Origin of the sequence: Streptomyces pristinaespiralis (assembly GCF_001278075.1) — a bacterium.
Classification (GTDB): domain Bacteria; phylum Actinomycetota; class Actinomycetes; order Streptomycetales; family Streptomycetaceae; genus Streptomyces; species Streptomyces pristinaespiralis.
This window is the reverse complement of the sequence record NZ_CP011340.1, coordinates 3,867,638-3,894,632: the sequence shown is the minus strand read 5'-3', so window position 1 is coordinate 3,894,632 and position 26,995 is coordinate 3,867,638. Positions and strand designations below refer to the sequence as shown.

The following is a 26,995-nucleotide window of genomic DNA, read 5'->3' as shown; positions in this document are numbered from 1 at the left end:
GCTTCGAGAAGCTTCGAGAAAGAAGGACGTGCCGACCGTGGCTCAGAGCAGCACCGAGACCGACTGGGTCTCCCGTTTCGCGGACGAGGTCATCGCCGAGTCGGAGCGACGTGCGCCTGGCAAACCGGTCGTCGTCGCGTCCGGACTGTCCCCGTCCGGCCCCATCCACCTGGGCAACCTCCGCGAGGTCATGACCCCGCACCTGGTCGCGGACGAGATCCGGCGGCGCGGCCACGAGGTCCGCCACCTGATCTCCTGGGACGACTACGACCGCTACCGCAAGGTGCCGGCCGGTGTCGAGGGCATCGACGCGTCCTGGGCGGAGCACATCGGCAAGCCGCTCACCTCGGTCCCCGCGCCCGCCGGCTCGGCCCACCCCAACTGGGCCGAGCACTTCAAGGCCGCGATGACCGCCGCCCTGGACGAGCTGGGCGTCGAGTACGACGGCATCAGCCAGACCGAGCAGTACACGTCGGGCGCCTACCGCGAGCAGATCCTGCACGCGATGAAGCACCGCGGCGACATCGACGCGATCCTCGACCAGTACCGCACCAAGAAGGGCCCCGCGAAGAAGTCGCAGAAGCCGGTCGACGAGGCCGAGCTCGAGGCGGCGGAGGGCTCCGGGGCGGCCGCGGAGGACGACGGCAGCGGCGGCGCCGGCGGGTACTACCCGTACAAGCCCTACTGCGGGCAGTGCGGGAAGGACCTGACCACGGTCACCTCGTACGACGACGGGACCACCGAGCTGGCGTACACCTGCACCGCGTGCGCCTTCAGCGAGACCGTCCGGCTGAGCGAGTTCCACCGCGGCAAGCTGGTCTGGAAGGTCGACTGGCCGATGCGCTGGGCCTACGAAGGAGTGATCTTCGAGCCGAGCGGCGTCGACCACTCCTCCCCGGGCTCGTCGTTCGTCGTCGGCGGGCAGATCGTCCGCGACATCTTCGACGGCGTCCAGCCGATCGGCCCCATGTACGCCTTCGTCGGCATCAGCGGCATGGCCAAGATGTCGTCGTCGCGGGGCGGCGTACCGACCCCGGCCGACGCGCTGAAGATCATGGAAGCGCCGCTGCTGCGCTGGCTGTACGCCCGCCGCAGGCCCAACCAGTCCTTCAAGATCGCCTTCGACCAGGAGATCCAGCGGCTCTACGACGAGTGGGACAAGCTCGCCGCGAAGGTCGAGGACGGCAGCGTGCTGCCGGCCGACGCCGCCGCCTACTCGCGGGCCGTCCGCACCGCCGCCGGCGAGCTGCCGCGCACCCCGCGTCCGCTGCCGTACCGCACGCTCGCCTCCGTCGTCGACATCACCGGCGGCCACGACGAGCAGACCCTGCGCATCCTCAGCGACCTCGACCCGGCGAACCCGCTCGCCTCGCTCGACGAGGCACGGCCGCGGCTCGACCGCGCCGAGAACTGGATCACCACCCAGGTCCCGGCCGACCAGCGCACCGTGGTCCGCGCCGAGCCCGACACCGAGCTGCTCGCCTCCCTCGACGACGAGGGCCGTGAGTCGCTGCGGCTGCTGCTGGAGGGCCTGGACACGCACTGGTCCCTGGACGGTCTCACCACGCTCGTCTACGGCGTGCCGAAGGTGATGGCCGGTCTGGAGCCCGACGCCAAGCCGACGCCGGAGCTGAAGACCGCCCAGCGCTCGTTCTTCGCCCTGCTGTACCGCCTGCTGGTCGGCCGCGAGACCGGACCGCGTCTGCCCACACTGCTGCTGGCGGTGGGTGCGGACCGCGTCCGCAAGCTGCTGGCCGCCTGACGACCGCGCCCGGCAGGGCCCTCGCCCCTGGGGGTGAGGGCCCTGCGGCGTCACTGCACCCTTCGGCCCACCCCAGGATCCGCCGTGTGCACGACGAAGCCTCCACGGCACCGGGAGCCGTGGAGGCATGAGGGAAATCGCGGCAATCATCGGCTGGGTGACCGGCGTCCAGGGCGTACCGGGCCGGCCCGGCCCGACCTTCGGCGACAAGCCCTGGGGCCTGCTCCACAAGTGGTGGGACCTCCCGTCGGCCGGCTACATCGCCGTCGCCGTGGCGGGAGTGGCGCTCGCGCTCACGGCGGAGACCGCCAAGAAACGGGCGTGACCCGGAGCCCCGCCCGTCACGCGATGTGCTCGGCCTCCAGGTCGGCCTGGTGACGGTTCTTGAACTCGGGCATCAGGCGGCGCAGCAGCGCCCCGCTGCGCGGGTGGTTCACCCCGTGGCGGTCGGCGAGCAGTATCTCGAGGTGGTCGGCCTTCGGCCAGTCGTTGTTCTCTTTGACGTACGTCCTGAACACCGGGTACGCGAGCTCCGCGAACTCCTTGTCCTCCGCCGTGTAGTCGGGGGCCGGCTCGGACGCGGACTCCTCGTAGGGCACGGGCCCCTCGGCGCCGCCGTCGACGTAGGCGTCGCCCGGCTCCTGCCCGGCGTACGGCTGCTGGTACGGCACACCCTGACGCGGACCGTACGGCGCCTGCCCGTACCGCCCGTCCTGCTGCGGGCCGTACGCCTGCTGCCCGTACGCCCCCTCCTGCGCCTGCGCCTCGGGGGACGGCCCCGAGCCCAGCGGACGCGTGCGGCCGGGACCGGCGGGCACCGGCACCGGGTGGGGCTCCAGGCCCTCCACGTACGTCGGGTTGTACGCGCTCTCGTAGGCGTCCTGCGGAACCTGCGGGGCCGCGAACCAGGGGCTCTCGTGCGAGCCCGGCCCCTCGTACTGCTCCTCGCCGGGGACCTCGGAGACCGGCTCGTCACGCCGCGCCGCGACCGCGCCGTCCGGCTCACGCCGGGACGGCTGCTCCGTCTCCCCGCCCGCCGGCAGCTCCGGCTGCGCCGTGGCCTGCGCCACCGGCGCCGGCGGCAGCAGCACCGGCTCGATGCCCGCGGCCGCCAGGCCCGCCGGGGCCGTCTGCGCCAGCGGCACGCCGAACTTCGCCAGCCGCAGCGGCATCAGCGCCTCGATCGGGGCCTTGCGCCGCCACGACCGGCCGAAACGCGCCTGAAGACGGGCCTGGTAGATCAGCCGGTCCTGCTCGAGCTTGATCACCTGCTCGTAGCTGCGGAGCTCCCACAGCTTCATCCGACGCCACAGCTTGAACGTCGGGACGGGGGAGAGCAGCCAACGGGTGAGCCGCACGCCCTCCATGTGCTTGTCGGCCGTGATGTCCGCGATCCGGCCCACCGCGTGCCTGGCCGCCTCGACGGCCACCACGAACAGGATCGGGATGACGGCGTGCATGCCGACACCGAGCGGATCCGGCCACGCCGCCGCGCCGTTGAACGCGATCGTCGCGAAGGTCAGCAGCCAGGCCGTCTGGCGCAGCAGCGGGAAGGGTATCCGCATCCACGTCAGCAGCAGGTCGAGCGCCAGCAGCACACAGATGCCGGCGTCGATGCCGATGGGGAAGACCAGGGAGAAGTCGCCGAAGCCCTTCTGCTCCGCGAGCTCGCGCACGGCGGCGTACGACCCGGCGAAGCCGATCGCGGCGATGATCAACGCGCCCGCGACGACGACCCCGATGAGTATTCGGTGCGTGCGTGTCAGCTGCATCGCGGCCACCCGCGACCCCTCCCCAATTCCTGGACCGGCTCTCGATTCCTGGACCGGATATCCGCACAGGCCCCGACGCGGATCCTGAACCGGCGGGCACAGCCTGGCACATGCCGGCGGAGTCCGGACCTCCGGGCTCCCGGCGTTATGAACTTGCCTACTACTTGTTGGCGGTGGCGACCGAGGCCACGGCCTCCTTCGCGGCCTTGACGGCGTCCTCCGTCAGATCGGCGGCGGAGGGGTTCTTCGCGCCCGCGTAGCCCGTGCCGTTGTACGTGAGCGTCACCACACCGTTCTCGGTGCGGGCCACGATCGTGGCGTAGGTGAAGTCCTCGTCGGTCTTGCGCAGCGTGTAGTTGACCGTCGTCGCCTCGTCGCCCACACCCGGGGCCGGTGAGGTCTTGACGTTCTTGGCGCCCTCGGTGGCCTTGGCCTTCGCGATCTCCTTCGCGTACGACTCCACGGCGCGCTGCTCGCCGCTCACGGCGAGGGAGGCGTCGGAGTCGTAGCGCAGGAACGAGACATCGAGCCAGCGGTACTGCGAGCCCTTCACGCCGTTGTCGTCCAGGCCGTTCCAGGAACAGCTGCCGCGCCGCGCGATGTCCGACGACTTGCCGGCCGTGCCGCTCTTCGACTTGGTGCCGGGCACCAGGTCCTCGATCGTCTTCTCCGCGATCGAGTCGCACGGGCTCGGCAGCTTGCTGAACCTGGCGGGAGCGACGGTCGGGGACTTCTTGGCCTCGGGGGCGGCGGAGGCGGAGGAAGCGGAGTCCTTGGAGGCGCTGTCGGAGTCCGAGGAGCAGCCTGCGACGACGAGCATCACCGGGACGGCGGCGCAGGCGAGTATGCGGGTGAGTCGCGGGGCTGAACGGTGCATGGTTCCTTCAGTCGGTCAGGTACTCGGTACTCGGTCGGTCGGATACTCGGTCGGGCAGGTGCTCGGGCAGGTACTCGGTCGGCCAGGCGGTCGGTCCGCCGGTGTCGGCCGGACGGACCGGCGAGGCCACCGTACGCGGACGCGACACAGCTGTGGGCCGGACCGCTGAACGCACGAACGGGGGAAACCGGGCCGCGAGGCCGCTCACTCGTCGAGCTGCTCCGCCAGTTTCCGGGCCAGGCTCTGCGCCTTTTCCTGCAGTTCCTTGCTGTCGGGCACTCCTCCCGTCACGGCCGGCTGCTCGCCGTAGACGACGGTGACGATCACATTGGATGTGCGGAACACCACGCTCACGGTGCGGCGCTGAACCGTGGAACCGGCGCGGCCGAGCACGTCGTCCAGGAACGCCGCGTCACCGAGTCCTTCCAGCGCCCGGGGCTCGAGGCCCTCGAGAGCGGATGCGGATGAGGACGCACCGGCGGACGTGGAGGCCCCGGCCGCCGTGTCCGTGGAGGCTCCGGCACCCGGACCGGCGCCGCTCGAACTCCCGGCCGCGGGGCTCTGGGTGGACGACGGCGAGGCGCCGCCCGTCTCCGGCTCGTCCTTCGGCGGCGCGATCGGAACGGAGGCGGACCCCTGCTTCTTCTCGAAGACCTCCTGGGCCCGGTCGTCGTCGCTCACGGCCGGGTCGTAGGAGACGACGCGTTCGAAGTCGACCCGCAGCTGGTGCGAGGCGTCCGGGGCGTCGCCCTTCCAGCTGCACCCGACCCGGCGGTCCGTGTCGTAGGTGACGGCCGCGGTGCCGCGCAGGACCTTCTGCTGCTGCTCCTCCGGCAGGGTCACGGTGCCCGGCAGCAGGTCCTTCAGCGTGGAGAGCCCGACGGACCCGCACGGCTCGAGAAGCGTGCGGTACTTGCCGGGGGGCGCCGCGGAGGCCTTGGCCCCGTTGACCTTGGCGTCGATGTCGGAGCCTTCGGTGCCGTCGCCGGCGGTGCAGCCGGTCACGAGCGCCGCGAGAAGCGCCGCCACGCCGGGCACGTACGCCTTTCGTTGCACGCCCGGGCTCCCTTCTGTCTGTGCTCCGCGCCGCTCTCGCGGCGAAAACTGGTTGCCGCCCTTCGGAGGCCGGTGGACACAATGTCTATCGCACACGCTGCCGTGGCCGCCGGTCTGTCGAGTCTTTCGCCGCCATTGGTCACGTCATTTGCGTTTCAGTCCATTTCGGGGGAATCGAGTAACTATGTCGTACGTGGAGATGCCGGGCGCCAAGGTCCCGATCCGCATGTGGACCGACCCTTCGACGGTGGAGGACGTCGCGCTGCAGCAGCTGCGCAACGTGGCCACGCTGCCGTGGATCAAGGGCCTCGCCGTGATGCCGGACGTCCACTACGGCAAGGGCGCCACCGTCGGCTCGGTGATCGCGATGCACGGGGCGGTCTGCCCGGCCGCCGTCGGCGTCGACATCGGCTGCGGTATGTCGGCGGTGCGGACGTCGCTGACGGCCAACGACCTGCCGGGTGACCTCTCGCGGCTCCGTACCCGGATCGAGCAGGCCATCCCGGTGGGGCGCGGCATGCACGACGAAATGGTCGACCCCGGCAGGGTGTACGGCCTCCAGGCCGGCGGCTGGGACAGTCTCTGGGACCGGTTCGACTCGGTGGCCGACGCGGTGAAGTTCCGCCGGGAGCGGGCGACGAAGCAGATGGGCACGCTGGGCGGCGGAAACCACTTCGTCGAAGTGTGCATCGACACGTCGGGTTCGGTATGGCTCATGCTGCACTCCGGTTCGCGGAACATCGGCAAGGAGCTCGCGGAACACCACATCGGTGAGGCGCAGAAGCTCCCCCACAACCAGGGGCTGGTCGACCGCGATCTGGCGGTGTTCGTCTCGGACACCCCGCAGATGGCGGCCTACCGCAACGACCTGTTCTGGGCGCAGGAGTACGCCAAGTACAACCGCGCGGTCATGATGGGGCTCCTCAAGGAAGTGATCCGCAAGGAGTTCAGGAAGGCCAAGGTCGGCTTCGAGCAGGAGATCAGCTGCCACCACAACTACGTGGCGGAGGAGCGGTACGCGGGCATGGACCTGCTGGTCACCCGCAAGGGCGCGATCCGGGCCGGCAGCGGTGACTTCGGGATCATCCCCGGATCGATGGGCACCGGCTCGTACATCGTGAAGGGCCTCGGCAACGAGGCGTCCTTCAACTCGGCCTCGCACGGCGCCGGCCGCAAGATGAGCCGGAACGCGGCGAAGCGGCGTTTCTCGGCGCGTGACCTGGAGGAGCAGACGCGGGGCGTGGAGTGCCGCAAGGACTCCGGCGTCGTCGACGAGATCCCGGGCGCGTACAAGCCGATCGAAAAGGTCATCGACCAGCAGCGGGACCTGGTCGAGGTCGTCGCGAAGCTGAAGCAGGTCGTCTGTGTGAAGGGCTGAGGGCCGGCAGCGAAGGGCGAAGGGCCGGGGGCGAAGGGGGACGGGCCGCGGCCGAGTGGCCCGGCCCTGTACTTCCCCGGCGGGGCCCCGGACCGGAGCGGTCCGGGGCCGCTCCACGTCTCAGCCGCTCGCCACCGGCAGGGACTTGTGGAAGAACGTCGTCGGACGCAGCGCGCCGGAAGGGTCCGCGGCGTAGTCGGGGAGCGTGCCGAGGACCGACCAGCCCGCGGTGCGGTAGAGGCTCTCCGCCGTGCTGCCGGTCTGGGTGTCCAGCATCAGCAGGGTGCGGCCTGACTCGGCGGCGAACGCTTCGGCCGTGGCGAGGAGGCGACGGGCGACGCCGCGCCCCCGGGCCGTGCGGTGGACCAGGAGCTTGGCCATCTCGGCGCGGTGCCGGCCGTTGGGGGACGTCTCGAGTCTGAGCTGCACGGTGCCTATGAGCCGGCCGCCGTCGTGGGCGGCCCACAGGACCACGCGTTCGTCGGTGAGGTCGGGGGCGAGGGCCCGCCACCAGGCCTCGGCCTGTGCGGAGGTGAGGGAGGAGGTGAAGCCCACGGAGGCGCCGTCGTCCACCGCGTCGAGGAGCAGTGCGGCGAGATCGGGGGCGGCGGCGGGCAGCGAAGCCGGGGTCAGCCGGGTGATGGTCGGGGCCTGGGTCATCACAGCTCCCTGTGGACCTTCGAGTTGGACGCCTGGGCGCGGGGCCTGACGACCAGCAGATCGATGTTGACGTGCGACGGGCGGGTGACGGCCCAGGTGATGGTGTCCGCCACGTCGTCGGCGGTGAGCGGCTCGGCCACACCCGCGTAGACCTTGGCGGCCTTGTCGGTGTCCCCGCGGAAGCGGGTGGTCGCGAACTCCTCGGTCCTGACCATGCCCGGGGCGATCTCGATCACCCGGACCGGGGTGCCGACGATCTCCAGCCGGAGGGTCTCGGCGAGGACGTGTTCGCCGTGCTTGGCCGCGACGTAACCGCCGCCGCCCTCGTAGGTGCTGAGGCCCGCGGTGGACGAGAGGATCACGACCGTGCCGTCGCCGCTCGCGGTCAGGGCCGGCAGCAGGGCCTGGGTGAGGTGGAGCGTGCCGATGACGTTGACCTCGAACATGCGGCGCCAGTCGGCGGGATCGCCGGTGGCGACGGGGTCGGCGCCCAAGGCTCCTCCGGCGTTGTTCACCAGTACGTCGCAGCGGTCCAGGGTGGCGGCGAAGGAGTCGACGGCGGGGCGGTCCGTGACGTCGAGGGCGTAGGCGGTGGCCCGGTGTCCGGCGGCGGTGAGCTCCGCGGCGAGCGCCTCGATGCGGTCCTTGCGGCGGGCGGTGAGGACCACGTGATAGCCGGCGGCGGCCAGTTGGCGCCCGGTGGCCGCACCGATGCCGCTGCTGGCTCCGGTGACGACGGCGACGGGTGTCCCAGCGGTGCTCATGTCGTAGCTCCTCGCGCGTGTGATCGATGGTGATCGCGACGCCGCCAGAATAAGTCGGCAGGACGCGCCGGAGTTCCCGGGCAATCACTCGTATTTTCGGGCAATAGGTATCTTCTGGCTCATGTATGCGATGCGAAGGGCCCTGTCGGTGGGGGCCGCGGCCGTACTGCTGGTGGTCGGTGCGGAGGCGGCGAGTGCGGGTGTCGGCAGCGGGGGTGTGGACGGCGGTGGCCTCGGCAGCGGGGGTGTGGACGGCGGTGGCGTCGGCAGTGGAGGTGCGGACGGCGCTGGTGTCGACGGCGCCGGTGCGGGAAGCGGCGTCGGTGTCGCGGGCATCGCGCCGGAGGCCGACGTGGCGCACCACGGCCGGGTCTCGCTGACCGACGGGCGGATCGCGATCTCTGTGACGACGCTGAACCACGGTCCCTCTGCACTCGCCGGGGTGACCGTGCGTCTCACGCTGTCCGTGCCGCCGGCCGGTACACCGAACCTGCCGCGCGGGTGCCTGCGGGCTGCCGAACGGGAGCTGCTGTGTGCGACGGGCGCCCTGCCCGTGAACGGTCCGGGCCGGACCCTCGGCCTGGAGCTGGGCACGGCGGGCAGCCCGCACGAGGTCGTGCTGCACGTCGCCACCGCGTGGAACGGCGGGGCGAGCGACCGGAACCCGGAGAACGACACGCACCGCGTGCTGGTCCCCGCCACCGGGGACCCGTACGTCTTCTGACGGCCGGGCCCTGCCGGATCGCCGTGGTCCTGCCGGGTCACCGGGGTGTGCCGGCTCCCGACGCCCAGGCGATGTAGCCGTCGGGGCGGACGAGGAGCGCGGTGCGCCGGTCCGTCGTCCAGTGGGCCCGTATGACACGGCCGGGGACGGGCGGGACGTCGGGCTCGCCGCCGGGAGGCGCCACCAGGACGAACTCGCCCCCGCGGAGCAGCTCGTAGAGCCTGCCCTCGGTCAGGCGCAGGTCGGGCGCGCGCCGTCCGGTGAGGCGGTGGGAGCCGCGGGGTGCGTCGTACGAGATGCCGATGCCCGAGATCATGCCCATCGCCTTGGCGGAGGCGGGGCGGACGGCGCTCAGGAAGGCGGCGGCCAGTGAGCGTGCCGCACGCCGGAGGGGGGTGCGAGCCATGGCGAGGCGCACGATGGCGCCGCTGCTGCGCAGGACCGCGGCGCCGACCGGGTGGCGCTCCGACTCGTAGCTGTCCAGGAGGACTTCGGGGTCGGGGGCGCGGCCCAGGACGACGGAGGCGAGCTTCCAGGAGAGGTTCGCCGCGTCCTGGAGGCCGGTGTTCATTCCTTGGCCGCCGGCGGGGGAGTGGACGTGGGCGGCGTCGCCGGCGAGGAAGACGCGGCCTTTGCGGTAGGACGGCGCCTGGCGTTCGTCGCTGTGGAACCGGGAGATCCAGCGGGCGTCGTGCATCCCGAAGTCGGTCCCGAGGGCGCGGCGGGCGATGTCGCGGACCTCGTCGAGGCCGACGGGCTCGTCGTCCGCCACCTGACGGCCGCGGTTCCAGCCCATGACGCGGTACCAGCCGTCACCGAAGGGGGCGATGAAGGCGAACGCGTCCCCCACGCCGTTGACCGTGAGGAGGTCGGCGGGCTCTTCGGCGAGCTTCACATCGGCGAGCACGATGGACCTGATCACGGAGACGCCGGGGAAGGGCAGGCCGATCGCCTCGCGCACGGTGCTGCGCACGCCGTCGGCGCCGACCGCGTAGCGCGCGCGAAGAGTGGTCCGGGTGCCGGTCGCGTCCGTCGTGTGCGCGGTGACGGAGGAGCCGGAGAGCTCGAGGCCGGTGAGCTCCGTCCCGTACCGGAATTCGACGCCGGCGGCGACCGCGCGGCGCTCCAGCAGCTTCTCCACCTCGTACTGCGGGGTGATGAGGAGGAACGGGAAGCGTGAGGGCAGCCGGGACAGGTCGAGGGACAGGCGCCGGAACAGCCTGAGGCCGGTGATCGGAGTGCCCTGCCGCACCAGTTCGTCGGCGAGGCCGCGGGCGTCGAGCAGCTCCAGGGTGCGTGCGTGCACGCCGAAGGCGCGGGTGATGTTGCTCCTCTCGTGGGGGCGGCGCTCGATCAGCGTGACGCCGACTCCCGCGGCGGCCAGGTCGCCGGCGAGCAGCATCCCGGTGGGGCCCGCCCCTACGACCAGGACGTCGGTGTCGAACCCGGCGCCGCCCGGGTGCGCGGCGGGTTCGGTGGTCGGAGTGGCCTGCGGCGAGGTCCGGTGAACGTTCGTGCTTCCGGTGCTGGGCCTGCCGGTCATGGCTGCCTCCTGGTCCGGGCGCCGAAGGGCTGCGCCGATGGGTCAACGCTTGTAAGTCAACATCTGTTGGTCAACGCTTGTTGGCAACGTTAGGGGCCCCTGCTCTGGATTGTCAACACTCGTTGGCCTACAGTTGTTGGCATGACGACGGAAGCACCCGGCGCACCCCGCCGGTCGGACGTGACCAGGGCCGCCATCCTCGAAGCCGCCCGCGAGCGTTTCGCCGCCGACGGGTACGAGCGGGCGACGATCCGCGCGATCGCACGCGACGCGGGAATCGACCCCTCGATGGTGATGCGCTACTACGGCAACAAGGAGGGACTCTTCGCGGCCGCCTCCGAGTTCGACCTGCGGCTGCCGGAGCTGGGCGCGCTCCCCGTCCGGCACGCGGGAGCGGCCCTCGTCACCCACTTTCTCGACCGCTGGGAGCAGGACGAGGTCCTGACGGCGCTGCTGCGCGCGGCCGTCACGAACGAGGTGGCGGCGGAGCGCGCCCGCGCGATCTTCCGTGATCAGCTGGGGCCGGTCGCCCTCGCGCTGTGCCCCGATCCCGCCGAAGCGCCGCGCCGCGCGGCGCTCATCGCCTCCCAGATAGTCGGCATGGCGATGGCCCGGTACGTGCTGCGGTTCCCGCCCGCAGTGGAGATGACCCACGACGAGGTCGTCGGCTGGCTCGCCCCGACGGTGCAGCGCTATCTCACGGAGCCGTGCGCGGAAGCGGGGCCGCAGGCGCGGCCGGAAGCGGGCTCTCGGACGGTGTGAGCGGTGCCGGAGGCGCTAGCGCAGCCGTAACCGGGGGTGGGTCCCGCACCCCGCGGCCGGAGGCGGGTCCCGAGGGCGGCGCAGGCGACGGCGGGTCCGGCAACCCGGCCCGGGACAGGTCCGGACCACCGGCCGGAAACCCACAGGCGGCGCCCGGGGGCCGGCCGGTCCTACGCGCCCGAGGCGCGCAGTGCGTCCGTGACGATCGCCTCGAGGCGGGCGTGGTGGGCGCCGCGCCAGTACACCCGGCCACAGGCCGTGCACTGGGCGAAGACGTCGTACGTGCGCTGCGTGCCGTGCTGAAGCTGTTCCTGCACGGAGTCCTTGTCCGCCTCCTTCAGCGGGCCGTTGCAGGCCGTGCACCGCGTCCAGGGTGCGAGCGTGGGGGCGAAACGCTGGAGCACGTCCCGCAGTTGGTCGTCGGGCCGGTCGCTGTACACGTACGCGCCCGCCCAGATCTCGCGGCGGCGCAGCAGCCCGCGGTCGCGCGAGAGCAGCACCCGCCGCTCCTTCGCGGAGAGCGTGGCGAGCGCCGGGTCGCCGATGTCCTCGTTCTCGTACGCCGCGTCGACACCGAGCAGACGGAGCCGCCGGGCCAGCGTGCCGAGGTGGACGTCGAGCAGGAAGCGGAGCGGGGCGCCGGGCACCTGCTGCGGGCGGTCCACGCCGTGCACCTCGACGTGCTCACCCGCGCCCGGGATGTGCGAGGTGGGGACCTGGCGGCCGTCGACCATCAGCCGGCCCGCCTCGGTGAGTGGCACGCCCAGGGATTCCACGACATGGCCGAGCGTCGAGGAGCCGTCGGTGGTCAGGGCCGTAGGGCCCTGGCGGTAGTCCGACGGGACGAAGAGACGCAGCTCGGGGGCGACGTCGACGGTGATCTCCGGTCCGTTCACAGCGCCCAGCATGTCAAAGGCGGTGGTGGAGCGGCCAGCGCTTTCCCCGGCGGTGCCGCACCGGCCACCACGCCGGGCGGACGTACCGGGCCGCGCCGGGCGGCGCCGCAGCACCGGGCGCCCCTGGACGCCGCCGCCGGACGCCGCGCCTCCCGGATGACGGCGGCGCGGGGCCGCACCTGGCTCACCCGTGCGTCCGGTTCACCCGTGCGTCGGCCCCAGGTCGAGGCACCAGTCGTTGCTGCGCAGCAGATTGCCCGGCGGGTACTCGAAATCGCACTCGCCGACGAGGGAGAAGCCCGCCTTCCTGCACACCGCGTTCGACGGGGCGTTGGAGACGGACGGGAAGGCGTGCAGGAACCGGTGCTTCCGCTCGGCCCGCGCCGCCTCGACGACCGCCAGCGTCCCCGCCGTAGCGATCCCGAGGCCCTGGAACGCGGGCAGCACGCTCCATCCCGTCTCGTAGACCTGCTCGTCCTCCCAGGTCTGCTCCCAGAAGCCGACCGTGCCCGCGGCCCGACCGCCGTCCCCCTCGCCGGTCTCCAGGACTATGCGGAACATCCGGCCGCGCCCGGTGCGGTCCGCGCTCAGGTCGACGTACCGCCGATGGCGGTTGAGGAGCTGCTCCTCCGTCTCCGGGCCGCCGAGGTGGTCCATCAGCTCGGGGGCGTTCGCCGCCCGGAGCAGACCGAGGTCGTCCTCGGACCATGGCTCGATGCGTACCGGGATCACTTTGCCGTCCATGTCCGCACTGTAGGGCCCGGGTACGACAGCGGCCCGGCCGTTCGGCTACCGCGCTGCCCTCGTGTACGCCGACGGGGGGACGCCGACCGTCGCCGTGAAGTCCCTTACGAGATGCGCCTGATCGCTGTAACCCAGGTCGTCGGCGAGCGCGGCCCAGTCGACACCGCTTCCGGGTCCGCCCGCCGGTCGCTCCACCGTCCCACCGGTCGTTCCGTCGGCAGGCCGGGCCTGCCCGGCCTGCTCCGCCTGTTCGGCGCGCTCCAGTGCCTCGTGGATGCGGTAGCGCAGGATGACCCACTTGGGCCCCACGCCCACCCAGCCGGCGAAGAGACGCTGCAGGGCCCGGGCCGACAGGCCGGCCATGTCGGCGAGTTGGGAAACACGCCGCACGGAACGGTCGGAACGGACCCGCTCGACGAGCTCCATGGCGAGCTCCGCCCGGGGGTCCGGCTGCGGGTCGAGCCCGAGCAGGAAGGCGTCCAGCGCGGCCACCCTGGCGTCCTCGTCATCCGGGTCCACGACGGCGTGCGCGGCGGTGCGAAGCGTCTCCTCGTCGCGACCCGGCAGGAACACGTCACCGATCGGCAGCCGCTGTCCCGTCCAGTCCGACACCGGCCGGTCCGGCGCGAACGGCCGGAAGCCGCCGGGCCGGAACTGCACCCCGCAGACCCGGCCACGCCCCGCCAGCTTCTGCGTGAACAACTCCAACCCGATACCGGCGACCTCGGCACGGGCGGGCTCGTCGGCGTACCGCTGGAAGACCACGTTGACCGACGGGTGGGGAACCACATGGGAGGCGTACGGCTCGGTCAGGTCCCAGTCGATCAGCCAGTAGTGCTCGAGATACGGGCGCAGGGCGGGGTGGGGCTGGCGTCGCCGGAAACGGACCCGCGCGAAGAGTTCACGGGCCTCCACGATGCCTCGTGTGTCGCGCCGCGGACCGGTCATGTTCCGATCCTAGGACCGCCGGGTGTCGCGTTTCTTCAATACGCGGCCGGGGTGGCGGTGCCTACCGTGAACGTATGACGAAACCCCTCAGTGAACTGCTCGCAGCGGCCGCAGAGCGCTCCGTTCCGGTGGTGTGCGGCATCACCGACGAACAGCTCGGCCACCCCACCCCGTGCTCCGAGTACGACGTGCGCGGCCTGACGAACCACCTGTTCCACGTCATGGTCAACTTCCAGTTCCTGGCGGCGAAGAAGGAGGCGGATTTCTCCGCCACACCGGACTACGTCGGGCAGGGCGACTGGCGTGCCGCATTCGAGAAGGAGACGGCCGCACTGGTGAAGGCATGGGCGGAGCCCGGCGCGGAGGAGGGCACGTCGGGCGCCATGGGTCTGCCGGCGGCCACCGTCGGCCGGATGGCCCTCGACGACCTCACGGTGCACGCCTGGGACCTCGCCCGTGCCACCGGACAGGACTACACGCCCGACCCAGTCGTCGTCGCCGAAGCGTTCCGGTCCTGCGAAGAGCTCGCTCCCACCGGACGGAAGATGGGCGCCTTCGGCGAGGAGTTCCCCCTGCCCGACGGCGGCGCCGGGGCGTCCGACCTCGACCGCCTGCTGGCCCTGATCGGCCGCGACCCGGGATGGCAACGGCCGTAGCGGTTCCTCCTGGGGACCTGCCGATCGGGCCCGGCCGCCGCAGGACGACCGGGGGCCGGCCGAGCCGGTTCAGACGACCGGCGGCCGGCCGGGCCGGGTCAGACGACCGGGGGCCGGCCGAGCCGGGTCATGTGCCACACGGTGCGCCATTTCATCGGCCGACGACCTCCGCACGGCGTGCGCATTCCTTCGAGAAGCCCCGCGGCCCAGGCTCCCAGCCCGGACACGGAACGGGTGCGGACCAGGTGGAGCAGGATCCATACGCCCAGGTAGACCGGCACCAGGGGGAGCGGGAGCCGTCGCCTGGCCAGCCAGACCCGGTTGCGAGCGGTGAAGCGGTGGTACACCGCGTGCCTGGCCGGGGAGGTTTTGGGGTGCTGGAGGACGAGGTCGGGTTCGTAGAGGATCTTCCAGCCCGCGTCGAGGGCGCGCCAGGCGAGGTCGGTCTCCTCGTGGCAGAAGAAGAAGTGCTCCGGCCAGGTGCCGATCTCGGCGAGCATCGGCACCGACAGGGCATGGCCACCTCCGAGGAAGGCGGTCACCGGCCCGCGCCGCATGGGGTCACCGGCCCTCAGCCGCGGCACGTGCCGCCGCTGCGTCTCACCGAGTTCGTCGGCGACGCGGAAGGACACGATTCCGAGCGCCGGATCCGCCGCGTACAACCGCTGCACCTTGCGGAAGACGTCGTCGGCGATGAGCAGCCCGTCGTCGTCCAGTTCGACGACGACGTCCACGTCACCCGACTCGAGCAGCGCCCGCAGCCCGACGTTCCGCCCACCGGGGCAGCCCAGGTTCTCCTCGAGCGGGATCTTGGTCACGTCCGCCGACACGTCGGTGAGCGGAGTCGCGTTGCCGACCAGCACGATCCGCGCCGGGGGGACGTCCTGTCCGCCCACCGACGCGAGCAGTGCGTCCAGTTCACGCGGTCGCGTGCCCATGGTCACGATGACGACTCCGATGCGCGGCAGTGGCATGGCGGCGAACTCCAGTGGTCGGCTGGATGCCGATGATGCCAGCCGCCGGAGTACCCGCCCGGGCACGCCTCACGACGTGGCGCCCTCGGGTCGGGCGGAACGGCGGAACGGCCGAACGGCGGAGCGGCACGGGGGTCGAACGACGGGGCGGCCGGGCGCAGCCGGCCGTCCGTGGCGGCGGCGTAAGGGAACCGTCATAACTTCCAGGCGCCGTGGCGGTGCGGGATCTCGTTGAATGAGAAGCCTGCAAAGGCAGTTCTAGGAGGCGGGGATGGGACGCATGCGCTCGGTACTCGGCAGGCCGGCCGGTGTCGCGGTGGTGGCGGTGGTCGTGGTGGCGGCCGTCGTGGGGCTGTACTGGTTCCAGCCGTGGAAGATCTGGCAGGACGAGACGGTGCGGGAGGCGCTGCCGGGGACTTCGGTCGGGGCAGCGCCGTCGGGCGGGGCCGCCGCGTCGCCGTCCGCCGCGCCGAGCGGGCCGTCGGCCTCCGCGTCGCCGTCGACACCGGCAGGGCCGGCGAAACTGGCGGCCGGCGAGCTGATCAGCCACGAGCACAAGACGTCCGGCACCGTGCGGCTGCTCCGGCTGCCCGACGGCTCCCACACCGTCCGGCTGGAGAACCTGGACACCAGCAACGGCCCCGACCTGCGCGTCTGGTTGACCGACGCGCCGGTCAAGGAAGGCCGGGCGGGCTGGCACGTCTTCGACGACGGGGCCTACGTGAGCCTCGGCAAGCTCAAGGGCAACAAGGGCGACCAGAACTACGCCCTGCCCGCCGGCGTCGACCCGGCCCGCTACAGCAGCGTGACCATCTGGTGCGACCGGTTCGACGTGTCCTTCGGCGCGGCGGAACTCATCCGCGCCTGACGCCCGGCGCCTGACGCCGACGCCCGGCTCCCGGCCCTGACGCCGACGTCCGGCTCCTGGCGCCGACGCCCGACCCGACGCCTGACGCAGGCTGCACGGACAGCGTGCGGTGCCAGGAACAGGCAGGGGCATGAGCCCGGCCGCCCTGCACGGACGAGCCCGGCGCCGGCGCTGGCGCCCGACCCGACGCCTGACGCCGGCTGCACGGACAGCGTGCGGCGCCAAGAACAGGCAGGGGCATGAGCCCGGCCGCCCTGCACGGACGAGCCCCGGCGCCCGGCGCCTGACGCCGGCCGCACGGACAGCGTGCGGCGCCAGGACCAGGCAGGGTCGGGAGCGGGTCGGCCCTGCACGGACGAGCCCGGCGCCGCGCAGCCGGTGGCCGAGCCGCGCGCGGTCTCCGCGGACCGACCGGCTCCACGACGCCGGTGCACCACGCCTCCGTGCGCTCCGCCGTACCCCGGGCGGGCCGGGCTCCGGCCCGGCCCGCCGGGCCGTGCGCCCACCGCAGCCACACGGCCGCCGGCGGCAGGGCGAGGACGGAGAGCATGGCGGCGCCGACCAGCACCGCGGCCCGGTCCAGGGCCGATGCCGATGGCGACCTCGAAGATGACCAGCGGGACGCGGATCACCGGCCGACGCGGTAGGCGAGGAGCGGAGCCGGCACGGCCACGGCCATGATGAGGACGAGCGTTCCGGGATGCGTCATGAGACGCCGCCGTGCCGCCGGGTCATGGAGTGACGACGGCGAAGTCGGGGCCCGCGGCGGCGAGGTGGCCGCGAGTGTCCGCCGGCCTCCCGGGGGCGCCGGTCACCGGCTCCGTCGGCGTGGACTTCGAGTTCGGGGGCATCGGAACCTTCCTCGCTGACGGCATGCGGAGGCCGGGAGCGCGGTTGTCGGCCCGAAGCACGGTCTGTGCCACGTTCGCTCGCGCACGACGGCCGGACTACCGGAGGAGGGTGGTCAGGAAGAAGGCGCGCGGGCCGGGCCCGGAACGGCCGGACGCGCTGGGGCGGGAAGACAGGCGCAGCCCGTCCACCGCGGCACACCCGCCGCGTCGCCCGGCGGACTGCCCCTCCGGGCGCAGGACGAGGACGGGACCGGAGGCCCCGCCCGAACCCCGGGAAGACCAGGGGTCAGGGCCAGACCAGGCAGTACGGCTGGTGCCCCGCCTCGTGCAGCCGGTGGGAGAAATCCTGCCATTCGTGGAGCAGTTGGTACACGTTGAACGCGTCCCTCGGGCCGCCCCGGTCCGGGACCGTCGACCATATGAACGCCGCCGCGCCCACCGACTCCTCGCCGATGCCACGCAGCGGGTCGACCACGGTCATCGGAAGCTTCACCACCGCGTAGTCGGGGTGCAGTACGACGAGCTCCAGCGGCGGCACCTTGTTCAGCGGCATGCCCTGGATGCCGGTGAGCACCATGGCGGCTATGGTCTCCGGCTTGATCTTCGTGAACATTCCGCCCATGCCGAGCTCGTCGCCGCCGAGCTCCTCGGGGCGCATCGAAATCGGCACCCGAGCTGCGGTGGCTCCGTCGGGCGCGCCGAAGTATTTGTAGGTCACCCCCACTCGGCCGCTCCTGCCTCCCGCGGGCTCGTCCCCTTCGCCTCGCCGGTGCTTTCCGCGCCGGGCAGGCTCAGGACCCAGGTCGTCGGTCCCCTCGCCCAGTCCGCCACCGCGATGCATATCTCCACCCGACCACTCGCAGCCCCCGCCGCGCAACCCGATCATCGTGACAGTGACCTCCCCCACGAACGTGCGGTGAAACACCTGTCCGCAGATACGTCCGAGCCTCTGAGACCATGGATTCCGTGAGCTTTCCCTATGACGCCCCAGTTTCGCAGACGCTTTTCGACCGCGCGTCCCTCGTGACGCCCGGCGGCGTGAACTCTCCCGTCCGTGCCTTCCGTGCTGTGGGCGGTACGCCCCGGTTCATGGTGTCCGGTACCGGTCCGTACCTCACCGATGCCGACGGGCGCGAGTATGTCGACCTCGTGTGCTCGTGGGGGCCGATGATCCTCGGGCACTCCCACCCGGCCGTGATCGAGGCGGTGCAGGCGGCGGTCGCGCGCGGCACGTCGTTCGGCACGCCGGGCGAGGGAGAGGTCGCCCTCGCCGAGGAGATCGTGGCCCGTGTCGAGCCGGTCGAGCAGGTTCGGCTGGTTTCCAGCGGTACGGAAGCGACCATGTCCGCGATCCGGCTGGCCCGCGGTTTCACCGGCCGGCCCAAGATCATCAAGTTCGCCGGCTGCTACCACGGGCACGTCGACGCCCTGCTGGCCGCCGCCGGTTCCGGTGTGGCGACGTTCGGCCTGCCCGACACGCCCGGGGTCACGGGCGCCCAGGCCGGTGACACCATCGTGCTGCCGTACAACGACCTCGAGGCCGTGCACGCCGCGTTCCACGCCAACGCCGGCCAGATCGCCTGCGTGATCACCGAGGCGTCCCCCGGCAACATGGGCGTCGTCCCGCCCCGGCCCGGTTTCAACGAGGGCCTCAAGGCGGCGTGCGCGCAGAACGGCGCGCTCTACATCTCCGACGAGGTGATGACCGGTTTCCGTACCTCGAAGGCCGGCTGGTACGGCGTCGACGGTGTCGCGCCCGACCTGATGACCTTCGGCAAGGTCATGGGCGGCGGCTTCCCCGCCGCGGCGTTCGGCGGCCGCAAGGACGTCATGGCGCACCTCGCCCCGGCGGGCCCGGTCTACCAGGCGGGCACCCTGTCCGGTAACCCGGTCGCCACCGCCGCCGGCCTCGCGCAGCTGCGGCTCCTCGACGACGCCGCCTACGAGAAGGTGAACGCGGTCTCGAAGGAGATCCAGGCCCTGCTGACGGACGCGCTCACCAAGGAGGGCGTCGCCCACCGGCTGCAGACGGCGTCCAACATGTTCTCCGTCTTCTTCACCCCGACCGAGGTCAGGGACTACGAGGACGCCAAGAAGCAGGAGGCGTTCCGCTTCAACGCCTTCTTCCACTCGATGCTCTCCCAGGGCGTCTACCTGCCGCCGTCCGCCTTCGAGTCCTGGTTCGTGTCGACCGCGCACGACGAGCGGGCGATCGAGCGGATCGCCGCCGCCCTGCCCGCCGCCGCCCGCGCCGCCGCGGAGGCCACGGCATGAGCGGCGGCAACCGTCCGGCGCGGGACGCCGGCTCCGGCGCCCTGACGCCCGAGGACAGCGCCGTCGAGGCGGCGCTGGAGCGTGCCGCGGCGATGGACGAGGACGTCCGGCGTGACAACGGCGAGACCACCGTCGTGCACCTGATGCGCCACGGCGAGGTGCACAACCCCGACGGTGTCCTCTACGGCCGCCGCAGCGGGTACCACCTCTCCGAGCTCGGGCGGCAGATGGCCGACCGGGTCGCCGAGCACCTCTCCGGCCGGGACATCACCCATGTCGTGGCCTCCCCGCTGGAGCGTGCGCAGGAGACGGCCATGCCCATCGCCAAGGGCCACGGCCTCCCTCTGGAGACGGACGAGCGGCTGATCGAGGCGGGCAACGTCTTCGAGGGCAAGACGTTCGGCGTCGGCGACGGCGCGCTGCGCAAGCCGGGCAACTGGCGGCATCTGACCAACCCGTTCCGCCCGTCGTGGGGCGAGCCGTACGTGGAGCAGGTCGTGCGGATGATGGCGGCACTGGACGCGGCACGGGACGCCGCGCGCGGTCATGAGGCCGTGTGCGTCAGCCACCAGCTGCCCATCTGGACCGTGCGCAGTTTCGTTGAGCGCCGTCGGCTGTGGCACGACCCGCGGCGCCGTCAGTGCACGCTGGCCTCGCTGACCACGTTCACGTACGAGGGCAACCGGATCGTGTCCGTGGGCTACACGGAACCGGCCCGGGATCTTGTGCCGCCGCATCTTCTCGCCGGCGCCAAGCCGGTGAAGGGCAAGAGCAAGGCATTCGGCGCGTAGCCGCCCGTATTCGATCTCCCGTATTGAAGAAAAATAAGCAGAAGTCCCCGGAACCCGCGAGTTCCACAGCGCATCTCAGCTTGTGCCGGTTTGTTCGCCGGTTCGAGCAACTGCTCTCGTGACCAGGAGAGCGTGGATGGGGACGATATGCGGGAGATCAGCCGAAGGGGATTGCTGGGAGCGGGACTTGGGGCCGCAGCGGCCATCGGGGTGGCGGGCTGCGGCTCCAACGGCTTCGGCGGGAGCGGACATACCGACCCGGCCAAGGGGGTCGGCCAGGGCAAGGGCGGCAGCAGCCCCTCCCCGTCGAAGAGCCCCGTGCGGCTGATCGGGGACGGCTCCACCGCCGACACCGGAAAGCAGCCGCATCAGCCGCCGAAGCCCGTCCCGCTCGAACCGGGCCAGACGCCGCCGCAATTCGTGATCTTCTCCTGGGACGGCGCGGGCGAGGTCGGCAACGGCCTCTTCCCCCGTTTCCTGGAACTCGCCAGGGACCACGGCGCGGGAATGACCTTCTTCCTCTCCGGCATCTATCTGCTGCCCGAATCGAAGAAGTCGCTCTACCGGCCGCCCAACAACACCATCGGCGCGTCCGACATCGGTTATCTCACGGACGACCACATCAAGGACACGCTGAAGTGCATACGCCAGGCATGGCTCGACGGCCATGAGATAGGCACCCACTTCAACGGGCATTTCTGCGGCGGCTCCGGGTCGGTCGGCAACTGGACCTCCGCGGACTGGCAGAGCGAGATCGACCAGGCTGTGAAGTTCGTCACCGAATGGCGCACCAACAGCGGCTGGCACGACATCGATCCGCTGCCCTTCGACTACCGCAAGGAACTCGTCGGCGGCCGCACCCCCTGTCTGCTCGGGCAGGACAAGCTGCTGCCAACGGCCAAGCGGCTCGGCTGGCGCTACGACGCCAGCTCGCCCGGCGGCCACCAGATGTGGCCCGGGAAGCAGCTCGGCCTGTGGGACCTGCCGCTCCAGTCGGTCCCGTTCCCCGGCCAGACCTTCGAAGTCCTGTCCATGGACTACAACATGCTGGCCAATCAGTCGAAGAACTCGACCAACGGCATGCCCTCCCGCTATCCGGGCTGGAAGAAGCAGGCGCGGGACGCCTATCTCGCCGGATTCCAGCGGGCCTACGAGACCAATCGCGCACCCTTCTTCATAGGCAACCACTTCGAACAGTGGAACGGCGGCATCTACATGGACGCCGTGGAGGAGGCCCTCAAAGGCATGGCCGGGAAGAAGGACGTACGGCTGGTGTCCTTCCGGCAGTTCTGCGACTGGCTCGATGTGCAGGATCCGCAGGTACTCGCCAAGCTGCGTACGCTCGGGACCGGTCAAGCGCCGGCGGGCGGTTGGAACGCATTCTTTAAGGCCGCTTGACAACGGCCCTTAACGGGCACCCAGGGGGGTGCGGAAGATCCCCTCCAGGGCCATGCGAAACTTTTCACATGAGCCTTAGCCGTGCCCCCCGCGCCGCCCTGCTGACCGCCCTGGTCGCCGCAGGTGCGCTCACCCTGTCCGCCTGCGGCGACGGTGGGAAGTCCGGAGGCGGCGGTGACACGAACTTCGTCACCGGGACCGGTGGCATCGACACGGTCGCCAAGGGCGAGCGCCAGGCCCCCAAGAAGCTCGCGGGCGAGACCCTCGACGGCGGACACCTCGACATCGCCGACCTCAAGGGCAAGGTCGTCGTGATGAACGTCTGGGGATCATGGTGCGCCCCCTGCCGTTCCGAGGCCCCCTATTTCGCGAAGGTCGCCAAGGAGACGAAGGCGGACGGCGTCGAGTTCGTCGGGATCAACACCCGCGACCCGCAGAAGGGTCCCGCCCTCGCCTTCGAGAAGGATTACGGCGTCGGATATCCGAGCCTCTACGACCCGATCGGGAAACTGATCGTCAACGGTTTCCCCAAGGGCAGCCTCAACCCGCAGGCCATTCCCTCCACGATCGTCCTCGACCGGGAAGGGAAGATCGCGGCGCGCTCGCTCAAGGCGCTGGACGACGAGGAACTCCGCAAGATGATCGACCCGTTGATCGCGGAGCAGTGATCCTGTGGAAGTTCTGGCCGCAGCGTCCGGCATGAACGAGACGGTGTTCGGCGGCGCACTGCTCCTCGCGCTGCCCATCGCCGTCCTCGGCGGACTCGTCTCCTTCTTCTCGCCGTGCGTCCTGCCCCTGGTGCCCGGCTACCTCTCCTATGTGACCGGCGTCACCGGCACCGACCTGGCCGACGCCAGGCGCGGCCGGATGGTCCTCGGCGCGTCGCTGTTCGTCCTCGGCTTCACGGTCGTCTTCGTCTCCGGCGGCGCCTTCTTCGGCTACTTCGGCAACTCCCTGCTGGGACACCGGGACGTGCTGTCCAAGGTCCTCGGCGTGCTGATGGTCCTGCTGGGCGTGTTCTTCATGGGGCTGATGCCCTGGCTCACCCAGCGCGAGTTCCGCTTCCACAAGAAGCCGGCGACCGGGCTGGTCGGCGCTCCGCTGCTCGGCGCCCTGTTCGGAGTGGGCTGGGCCCCGTGCATCGGCCCGACCCTCGCGTCGGTGCAGGCCCTCGCGCTCAACGAGGGAAGCGCGGGCCGCGGGGCCGTACTGTCTGTCGCGTACTGCGTCGGTCTCGGTCTGCCGTTCATCGTCGCCGCGGTCGCCTTCCGCAAGGCGCTCGGCGCCTTCGGCTGGATCAAGCGGCACTACACATGGGTGATGCGGATCGGCGGGATCATGATGATCGCGACCGGTCTGCTGCTGCTCACAGGTGCATGGGACACCCTGGTGCAGGAGATGCAGGGATGGTCGAGCGGTTTCACGGTGGGGATCTGAGTTCATGAGCAAGACCGAAGAGCGCGACCTCGGCGAGGCCGGAGCGCAGCTGTCCACCGCCCCCACGGAGAATCCGGCCGACCAGGCGATCGGCGGGCCCACGCTCTCCGTCGTCGGCTGGGTCCGCTGGTTCTGGCGCCAGCTGACCTCCATGCGGGTCGCGCTGATCCTGCTGTTCATGCTGTCGCTCGGCGCCATCCCCGGCTCCCTCGTCCCGCAGAACAGCGTGGACGAGCTCAAGGTGGAGGCGTTCAAGAAGCAGCACGACCTCCTGACGCCCATCTACGAGAAGCTCCAGTTCTTCGACGTCTACAGCTCGGTGTGGTTCTCCGCGATCTACATCCTGCTGTTCGTCTCGCTCATCGGCTGCATCGTGCCGCGCAGCTGGCAGTTCGTCGGCCAGCTCCGCAGCAGGCCGCCGGGCGCGCCGAAGCGCCTCACCCGCCTGCCCGCGTACACCACCTGGCGCACCGCGACCGATCCGGAGCAGGTGCGCGAGGCGGCGCTCGCGATCATGAAGAAGCGCCGTTTCCGTGCCGACGCGGTGGGCGACGCCGTCGCGGCGGAGAAGGGCTACCTCCGCGAGGCGGGCAACCTCGTCTTCCACGTCTCGCTGATCGTGATGCTGGTGGCGTTCGCCACGGGGACGCTGTTCAAGTCCGAGGGCGGAAAGCTGATCGTCGAGGGCGACGGCTTCTCCAACACGCTCATCCAGTACGACGACTTCAAGTCCGGGTCGCTGTTCGACACCGACGAACTCGTGCCCTTCAGCTTCAGCCTGGACAGCTTCACCGGAACGTACGCGAAAGAGGGACCGCAGCGGGGCACCCCGCGCACCTTCGAGGCGGCCGTCACCTGGTCCAAGGGCGACGGTCCCGAGCGGAAGTCGGTCATCGAGGTCAACAAGCCGCTCGAGGTCGACGGCACCAAGGTCTATCTGCTGTCGCACGGCTACGCCCCCGTCGTCACCGTCAGGGACGGCAAGGGCAAGGTCGTCTCCAGCGGCGCCGTGCCGCTGCTGCCCATCGACTCCAACGTCACCTCGACCGGCGCGATCAAGGTGATGGACGGCTACCGCGACAAGAGCGGCAAGAAGGACCAGCTCGGCTTCCAGGCCTTCTTCGTCCCGACGTTCGCGGGCGCGGGCCACGGCGACATGTTCTCCCAGTTCCCCGGGCTCGAGTACCCGGTGCTCGCGCTCACCGGCTACCACGGCAGTCTCGGCGTCGACGCCGGTCTGCCGCAGAACGTGTACCAGCTCGACACCCGCAAGATGAAACAGTTCAAGGGCGCCGACGGGGAGATCCTCAAGCAGCGCCTGCTGCCCGGCGAGACCATGAAGCTGCCCGACGGCGCCGGCTCCATCACCTTCGAGAAAGAGGTGAAGGAGTGGGCGAGCTTCCAGATCTCCCAGCAGCCCGGCAACGGCTGGGCACTGGCCGGCGCGATCGCGGCCATCACCGGCCTGATCGGCTCGCTGTTCATCCAGCGCCGCCGTGTCTGGGTGCGCGCCGTGCGAGGCGACGACGGTGTGACCGTGGTCGAGATGGCCGGGCTCGGCCGAGCCGAGTCCGCGAAGCTCCCCGAGGAGTTGGCGGAGCTGGCCGTGACCCTCAACGCACAGGCGCCGACCGCGCCTGAACCCGTAGAAGTTCCTGCAGAAGGGGCTGAGAAGTGACGCTCGCCGCCGCAACCAACGCGAACCTGGCGGAGATCAGCAACTACCTGATCTATTCGTCGATGGCCGTCTACACGCTGGCCTTCTTCGCGCACATCGCCGAGTGGACGCTCGGCAGCCGCAGCAAGGTGGCCCGCACGGCCGCCGCGCTGACCGCCCCCGACCGGAAGGCCGCGGCCGACGCCCCGAAGATCCAGGTCAAGGGCGGCGGCACCGCCGTCCTGGAGAAGCCGAAGGTCGTCACCCGGTCCGCGAGCGGCACCCGGGACGTCCCCGACGGCCCGGGCGCGCACGGCGGCACACAGAGCGGTGACCTGTACGGCCGCATCGCCGTCTCCCTGACCGCGCTCGCGTTCCTGATCGAGGCCGCCGGCGTCACCACCCGCGCGCTGTCGGTGCAGCGCGCGCCGTGGGGCAACATGTACGAGTTCTCCACGACGTTCTCGACCGTCGTCGTGGGTGTGTACCTGGCCCTGCTGCTCGCCAAGAAGAACGTCCGCTGGGCCGGACTGCCGCTGGTCACCACCGTCCTGCTCGACCTGGGCGTCGCCGTCACCTGGCTCTACACGGAGAGCGACCAGCTGGTCCCCGCGCTGGACTCGTACTGGCTGTGGATCCACGTCTCCACCGCGATCTTCTGCGGCGCGGTCTTCTACCTCGGTGCCGTGGGCACCGTGCTCTACCTGTTCCGCGACGGCTATGAGGCCAAGCTCGCCGGCGGCGGCAGGCCCGGCCGCTTCGCCACCTCGGTCCTGGAGCGGCTGCCGGCCGCCGCGTCGCTCGACAAGTTCTCCTACCGCGTCAACGCCGCCGTCTTCCCGCTGTGGACGTTCACGATCATCGCCGGCGCGATCTGGGCCGGCGACGCCTGGGGCCGCTACTGGGGCTGGGACGCCAAGGAGGTCTGGTCGTTCATCACGTGGGTCGCCTACGCCGCCTACCTGCACGCCCGCGCGACGGCCGGCTGGAAGGGCCGCAAGGCCGCGTACCTGGCGCTGATCGCCTTCGCCTGCTGGCTGTTCAACTACTACGGCGTGAACATCTTCGTGAACAGCCTGCACTCGTACGCGGGCGTGGAGTGAGGTAGCGCCCGCGCCGCCGAGGGGTGACGCTGGATGCATGAGTGACGTAATCCCCCACGGCACCGTCGAGACCCGGGACGACGGCACTCACCTGTTGCGGTACGAACTCCACCTGCCGCATCCGGTGATCCGGGTATGGGCCGCCGTCGCCACCCCCGAAGTCCTGCCGGCCTGGCTCTGCGCCGCCGACGTACTCGAACCGAGAGTCGGCGGCGCGGTCCGGCTCCGCTGGCTCAACGCGGACGCCGAGGGCCGGCACACCGTCGCGGAAGGACGGGTCACCGCCTGGGACGTGGAGCGGGTCGCCGAGTACACCGTCTCCATCCACGGCCGTATCCGCTTCCACCTCGAACCGCACGGCGACGACGGCACCGTGCTGCGCTTCACCAACGAACTGCGCTGCGACGACGAGGTGCTGCTGGACTGCCTGGCCGGCTGGCACAACCACTTCGAACTGCTCGCCGAGGCGCTGGCGGGCAGCCCGACGACGGACTGGGACACCTGGACGCCGAAGCGCTGGCAGGAACTGCGGGACTCGTACGCCGCGGCGTAGCGGCGGCCCCCGGACGTGCCGCGCCACAGCGGCGCGCTCGGAGTTCCGCGCACATCGGCACCCCTCAGGCGCCGATGTCCTCCTGCCAGAGACCGGGGCTGGCGGCGACGAAGTCGCGCATCATCGACCGGCACGCGGGGTCGTCGAGGAGCACGATCTCCACGCCGTTCGCGGCCAGCCAGTCGTGGCCGCCGTGGAAGGTCTCCGTCTCGCCGATCACCACCCGTGAGATGCCGAACTGCCGCACCAGGCCACTGCAGTACCAGCACGGCGACAGGGTCGTCACCATCGTCGTGCCCCGGTACGAACGCTGCCGCCCGGCGGCACGGAACGCCTCCGTCTCGGCGTGGGCCGACGGATCACCGTCCTGCACACGCCGGTTGTGGCCGCGGCCGAGCAGGGTGCCGTCCGCGCCGTAGAGCGCGGCCCCGATGGGGATGCCGCCCTCAGCGAGGCCGGCCCGCGCCTCGGCCACGGCCGTCGCCAGCCACGTCCCGTACCTGTCCTGTGCCATGCGCTTCCTCTCCGCATCGGGGCTCATCGGACG

At 71.2% G+C, this 26,995-nt stretch carries 27 protein-coding genes and 1 pseudogene; 15 read left to right on the top strand and 13 right to left on the bottom strand.

What is annotated here, in order from left to right; genetic code table 11:
* Positions 1–28 precede the first annotated feature (28 nt).
* Both lysS and SPRI_RS16400 read left to right on the top strand, forming a co-directional pair.
* Positions 29–1,762 carry a lysine--tRNA ligase gene (lysS, locus tag SPRI_RS16405; protein ID WP_005313979.1) on the top strand — a complete coding sequence of 578 codons (1,734 nt, stop codon included), beginning with the start codon at positions 29–31 and terminating at the stop codon, positions 1,760–1,762.
* Between the two features lie 127 nt (positions 1,763–1,889).
* Positions 1,890–2,087, top strand: a complete 198-nt coding sequence (locus SPRI_RS16400; RefSeq protein WP_005313977.1) for a hypothetical protein — start codon at positions 1,890–1,892, stop codon at positions 2,085–2,087.
* Positions 2,088–2,103: 16 nt separating this feature from the next.
* On the opposite strand, the gene SPRI_RS16395 is transcribed toward SPRI_RS16400, so the two are convergent.
* From SPRI_RS16395 to SPRI_RS16380, 3 genes are all read right to left on the bottom strand, one after another.
* The gene (locus SPRI_RS16395) at positions 2,104–3,543 is read right to left on the bottom strand and encodes a DUF2637 domain-containing protein (protein WP_053557042.1); all 1,440 of its coding nucleotides are present in this window, start codon (positions 3,541–3,543) and stop codon (positions 2,104–2,106) included.
* 151 nt (positions 3,544–3,694) lie between these two features.
* Complete coding sequence (locus tag SPRI_RS16390; RefSeq protein ID WP_005313969.1) at positions 3,695–4,411, bottom strand: hypothetical protein; 717 nt, start codon at positions 4,409–4,411, stop codon at positions 3,695–3,697.
* A gap of 204 nt (positions 4,412–4,615) precedes the next feature.
* Positions 4,616–5,467 carry a hypothetical protein gene (locus tag SPRI_RS16380; RefSeq protein ID WP_005313953.1) on the bottom strand — a complete coding sequence of 284 codons (852 nt, stop codon included), beginning with the start codon at positions 5,465–5,467 and terminating at the stop codon, positions 4,616–4,618.
* Between the two features lie 184 nt (positions 5,468–5,651).
* On the opposite strand from SPRI_RS16380, the gene SPRI_RS16375 reads away from it, so the two are divergent.
* On the top strand, positions 5,652–6,845 hold the full coding sequence (locus SPRI_RS16375; RefSeq protein WP_005313950.1) for an RtcB family protein: 1,194 nt from the start codon (positions 5,652–5,654) through the stop codon (positions 6,843–6,845).
* A gap of 120 nt (positions 6,846–6,965) precedes the next feature.
* On the opposite strand, the gene SPRI_RS16370 is transcribed toward SPRI_RS16375, so the two are convergent.
* On the bottom strand, positions 6,966–7,505 hold the full coding sequence (locus tag SPRI_RS16370) for a GNAT family N-acetyltransferase (RefSeq protein ID WP_005313947.1): 540 nt from the start codon (positions 7,503–7,505) through the stop codon (positions 6,966–6,968).
* Complete coding sequence (locus SPRI_RS16365; protein ID WP_005313943.1) at positions 7,505–8,269, bottom strand: SDR family oxidoreductase; 765 nt, start codon at positions 8,267–8,269, stop codon at positions 7,505–7,507. Before SPRI_RS16365 ends, SPRI_RS16370 begins: the two co-directional genes overlap by 1 nt.
* Before the next feature lie 121 nt (positions 8,270–8,390).
* Between SPRI_RS16365 and SPRI_RS16360 the strand changes: the two genes are divergently transcribed.
* Positions 8,391–8,993: a hypothetical protein gene (locus SPRI_RS16360; RefSeq protein WP_106428427.1), complete on the top strand. Its 603-nt coding sequence runs from the start codon at positions 8,391–8,393 to the stop codon at positions 8,991–8,993.
* Between the two features lie 37 nt (positions 8,994–9,030).
* On the opposite strand, the gene SPRI_RS16355 is transcribed toward SPRI_RS16360, so the two are convergent.
* On the bottom strand, positions 9,031–10,536 hold the full coding sequence (locus tag SPRI_RS16355; protein WP_005313938.1) for an FAD-dependent monooxygenase: 1,506 nt from the start codon (positions 10,534–10,536) through the stop codon (positions 9,031–9,033).
* Between the two features lie 141 nt (positions 10,537–10,677).
* Between SPRI_RS16355 and SPRI_RS16350 the strand changes: the two genes are divergently transcribed.
* The gene (locus SPRI_RS16350) at positions 10,678–11,298 is read left to right on the top strand and encodes a TetR/AcrR family transcriptional regulator (protein ID WP_053557041.1); all 621 of its coding nucleotides are present in this window, start codon (positions 10,678–10,680) and stop codon (positions 11,296–11,298) included.
* Between the two features lie 170 nt (positions 11,299–11,468).
* Here SPRI_RS16350 and SPRI_RS16345 read toward each other — a convergent pair whose 3' ends face one another.
* The 3 genes from SPRI_RS16345 to SPRI_RS16335 all read right to left on the bottom strand — a co-directional run bounded on the left by SPRI_RS16345 (position 11,469) and on the right by SPRI_RS16335 (position 13,886).
* Complete coding sequence (locus SPRI_RS16345; protein ID WP_053557748.1) at positions 11,469–12,194, bottom strand: Mut7-C RNAse domain-containing protein; 726 nt, start codon at positions 12,192–12,194, stop codon at positions 11,469–11,471.
* 201 nt (positions 12,195–12,395) lie between these two features.
* Entirely contained in the window at positions 12,396–12,938 is a 543-nt protein-coding gene (locus SPRI_RS16340; protein WP_005313934.1) for a GNAT family N-acetyltransferase, read from the bottom strand.
* A gap of 45 nt (positions 12,939–12,983) precedes the next feature.
* Positions 12,984–13,886 carry a helix-turn-helix domain-containing protein gene (locus SPRI_RS16335; protein WP_005313933.1) on the bottom strand — a complete coding sequence of 301 codons (903 nt, stop codon included), beginning with the start codon at positions 13,884–13,886 and terminating at the stop codon, positions 12,984–12,986.
* Positions 13,887–13,960: 74 nt separating this feature from the next.
* Here SPRI_RS16335 and SPRI_RS16330 point away from each other — a divergent pair, with 74 nt between their 5' ends.
* On the top strand, positions 13,961–14,542 hold the full coding sequence (locus tag SPRI_RS16330) for a TIGR03086 family metal-binding protein (protein WP_053557040.1): 582 nt from the start codon (positions 13,961–13,963) through the stop codon (positions 14,540–14,542).
* Between the two features lie 98 nt (positions 14,543–14,640).
* Here SPRI_RS16330 and SPRI_RS16325 read toward each other — a convergent pair whose 3' ends face one another.
* On the bottom strand, positions 14,641–15,516 hold the full coding sequence (locus SPRI_RS16325) for a glycosyltransferase family 2 protein (protein WP_005313931.1): 876 nt from the start codon (positions 15,514–15,516) through the stop codon (positions 14,641–14,643).
* Positions 15,517–15,787: 271 nt separating this feature from the next.
* Here SPRI_RS16325 and SPRI_RS16320 point away from each other — a divergent pair, with 271 nt between their 5' ends.
* Positions 15,788–16,384: a DM13 domain-containing protein gene (locus tag SPRI_RS16320; protein ID WP_037774045.1), complete on the top strand. Its 597-nt coding sequence runs from the start codon at positions 15,788–15,790 to the stop codon at positions 16,382–16,384.
* 575 nt (positions 16,385–16,959) lie between these two features.
* Here SPRI_RS16320 and SPRI_RS39345 read toward each other — a convergent pair.
* Together SPRI_RS39345 and SPRI_RS16315 are read right to left on the bottom strand one after the other, a co-directional pair.
* A pseudogene (locus SPRI_RS39345) lies at positions 16,960–17,093 on the bottom strand (cation:proton antiporter); the annotation flags it as partial.
* A 428-nt stretch (positions 17,094–17,521) separates the two neighbouring features.
* Positions 17,522–18,076: a hypothetical protein gene (locus SPRI_RS16315; protein WP_182327717.1), complete on the bottom strand. Its 555-nt coding sequence runs from the start codon at positions 18,074–18,076 to the stop codon at positions 17,522–17,524.
* Between the two features lie 116 nt (positions 18,077–18,192).
* On the opposite strand from SPRI_RS16315, the gene hemL reads away from it, so the two are divergent.
* The 8 genes from hemL (at position 18,193) to SPRI_RS16275 (ending at position 26,448) form a co-directional block, all read left to right on the top strand.
* Positions 18,193–19,509 (top strand): glutamate-1-semialdehyde 2,1-aminomutase, encoded by a 1,317-nt coding sequence (gene hemL, locus SPRI_RS16310; RefSeq protein ID WP_005313925.1) that lies wholly within the window; start codon positions 18,193–18,195, stop codon positions 19,507–19,509.
* A 92-nt stretch (positions 19,510–19,601) separates the two neighbouring features.
* Positions 19,602–20,300 carry a histidine phosphatase family protein gene (locus SPRI_RS16305; RefSeq protein ID WP_005313922.1) on the top strand — a complete coding sequence of 233 codons (699 nt, stop codon included), beginning with the start codon at positions 19,602–19,604 and terminating at the stop codon, positions 20,298–20,300.
* Positions 20,301–20,447: 147 nt separating this feature from the next.
* Positions 20,448–21,698, top strand: coding sequence for a polysaccharide deacetylase family protein (locus tag SPRI_RS16300; RefSeq protein WP_037774042.1), 1,251 nt, complete (start codon positions 20,448–20,450; stop codon positions 21,696–21,698).
* 68 nt (positions 21,699–21,766) lie between these two features.
* Complete coding sequence (locus SPRI_RS16295; protein ID WP_005313919.1) at positions 21,767–22,366, top strand: TlpA family protein disulfide reductase; 600 nt, start codon at positions 21,767–21,769, stop codon at positions 22,364–22,366.
* Between the two features lie 31 nt (positions 22,367–22,397).
* Positions 22,398–23,135, top strand: a complete 738-nt coding sequence (locus SPRI_RS16290) for a cytochrome c biogenesis CcdA family protein (protein ID WP_037776427.1) — start codon at positions 22,398–22,400, stop codon at positions 23,133–23,135.
* Positions 23,136–23,139: 4 nt separating this feature from the next.
* On the top strand, positions 23,140–24,813 hold the full coding sequence (gene resB, locus SPRI_RS16285) for a cytochrome c biogenesis protein ResB (protein ID WP_037774041.1): 1,674 nt from the start codon (positions 23,140–23,142) through the stop codon (positions 24,811–24,813).
* Positions 24,810–25,895 carry a c-type cytochrome biogenesis protein CcsB gene (gene ccsB / locus SPRI_RS16280; RefSeq protein ID WP_005313904.1) on the top strand — a complete coding sequence of 362 codons (1,086 nt, stop codon included), beginning with the start codon at positions 24,810–24,812 and terminating at the stop codon, positions 25,893–25,895. Before resB ends, ccsB begins: the two co-directional genes overlap by 4 nt.
* Before the next feature lie 37 nt (positions 25,896–25,932).
* Entirely contained in the window at positions 25,933–26,448 is a 516-nt protein-coding gene (locus SPRI_RS16275; RefSeq protein ID WP_005313903.1) for an SRPBCC domain-containing protein, read from the top strand.
* A 64-nt stretch (positions 26,449–26,512) separates the two neighbouring features.
* Here the strand turns inward: SPRI_RS16275 and SPRI_RS16270 are convergent, their stop codons facing one another.
* On the bottom strand, positions 26,513–26,962 hold the full coding sequence (locus SPRI_RS16270) for a nucleoside deaminase (RefSeq protein ID WP_005313902.1): 450 nt from the start codon (positions 26,960–26,962) through the stop codon (positions 26,513–26,515).
* Positions 26,963–26,995 lie beyond the last annotated feature (33 nt).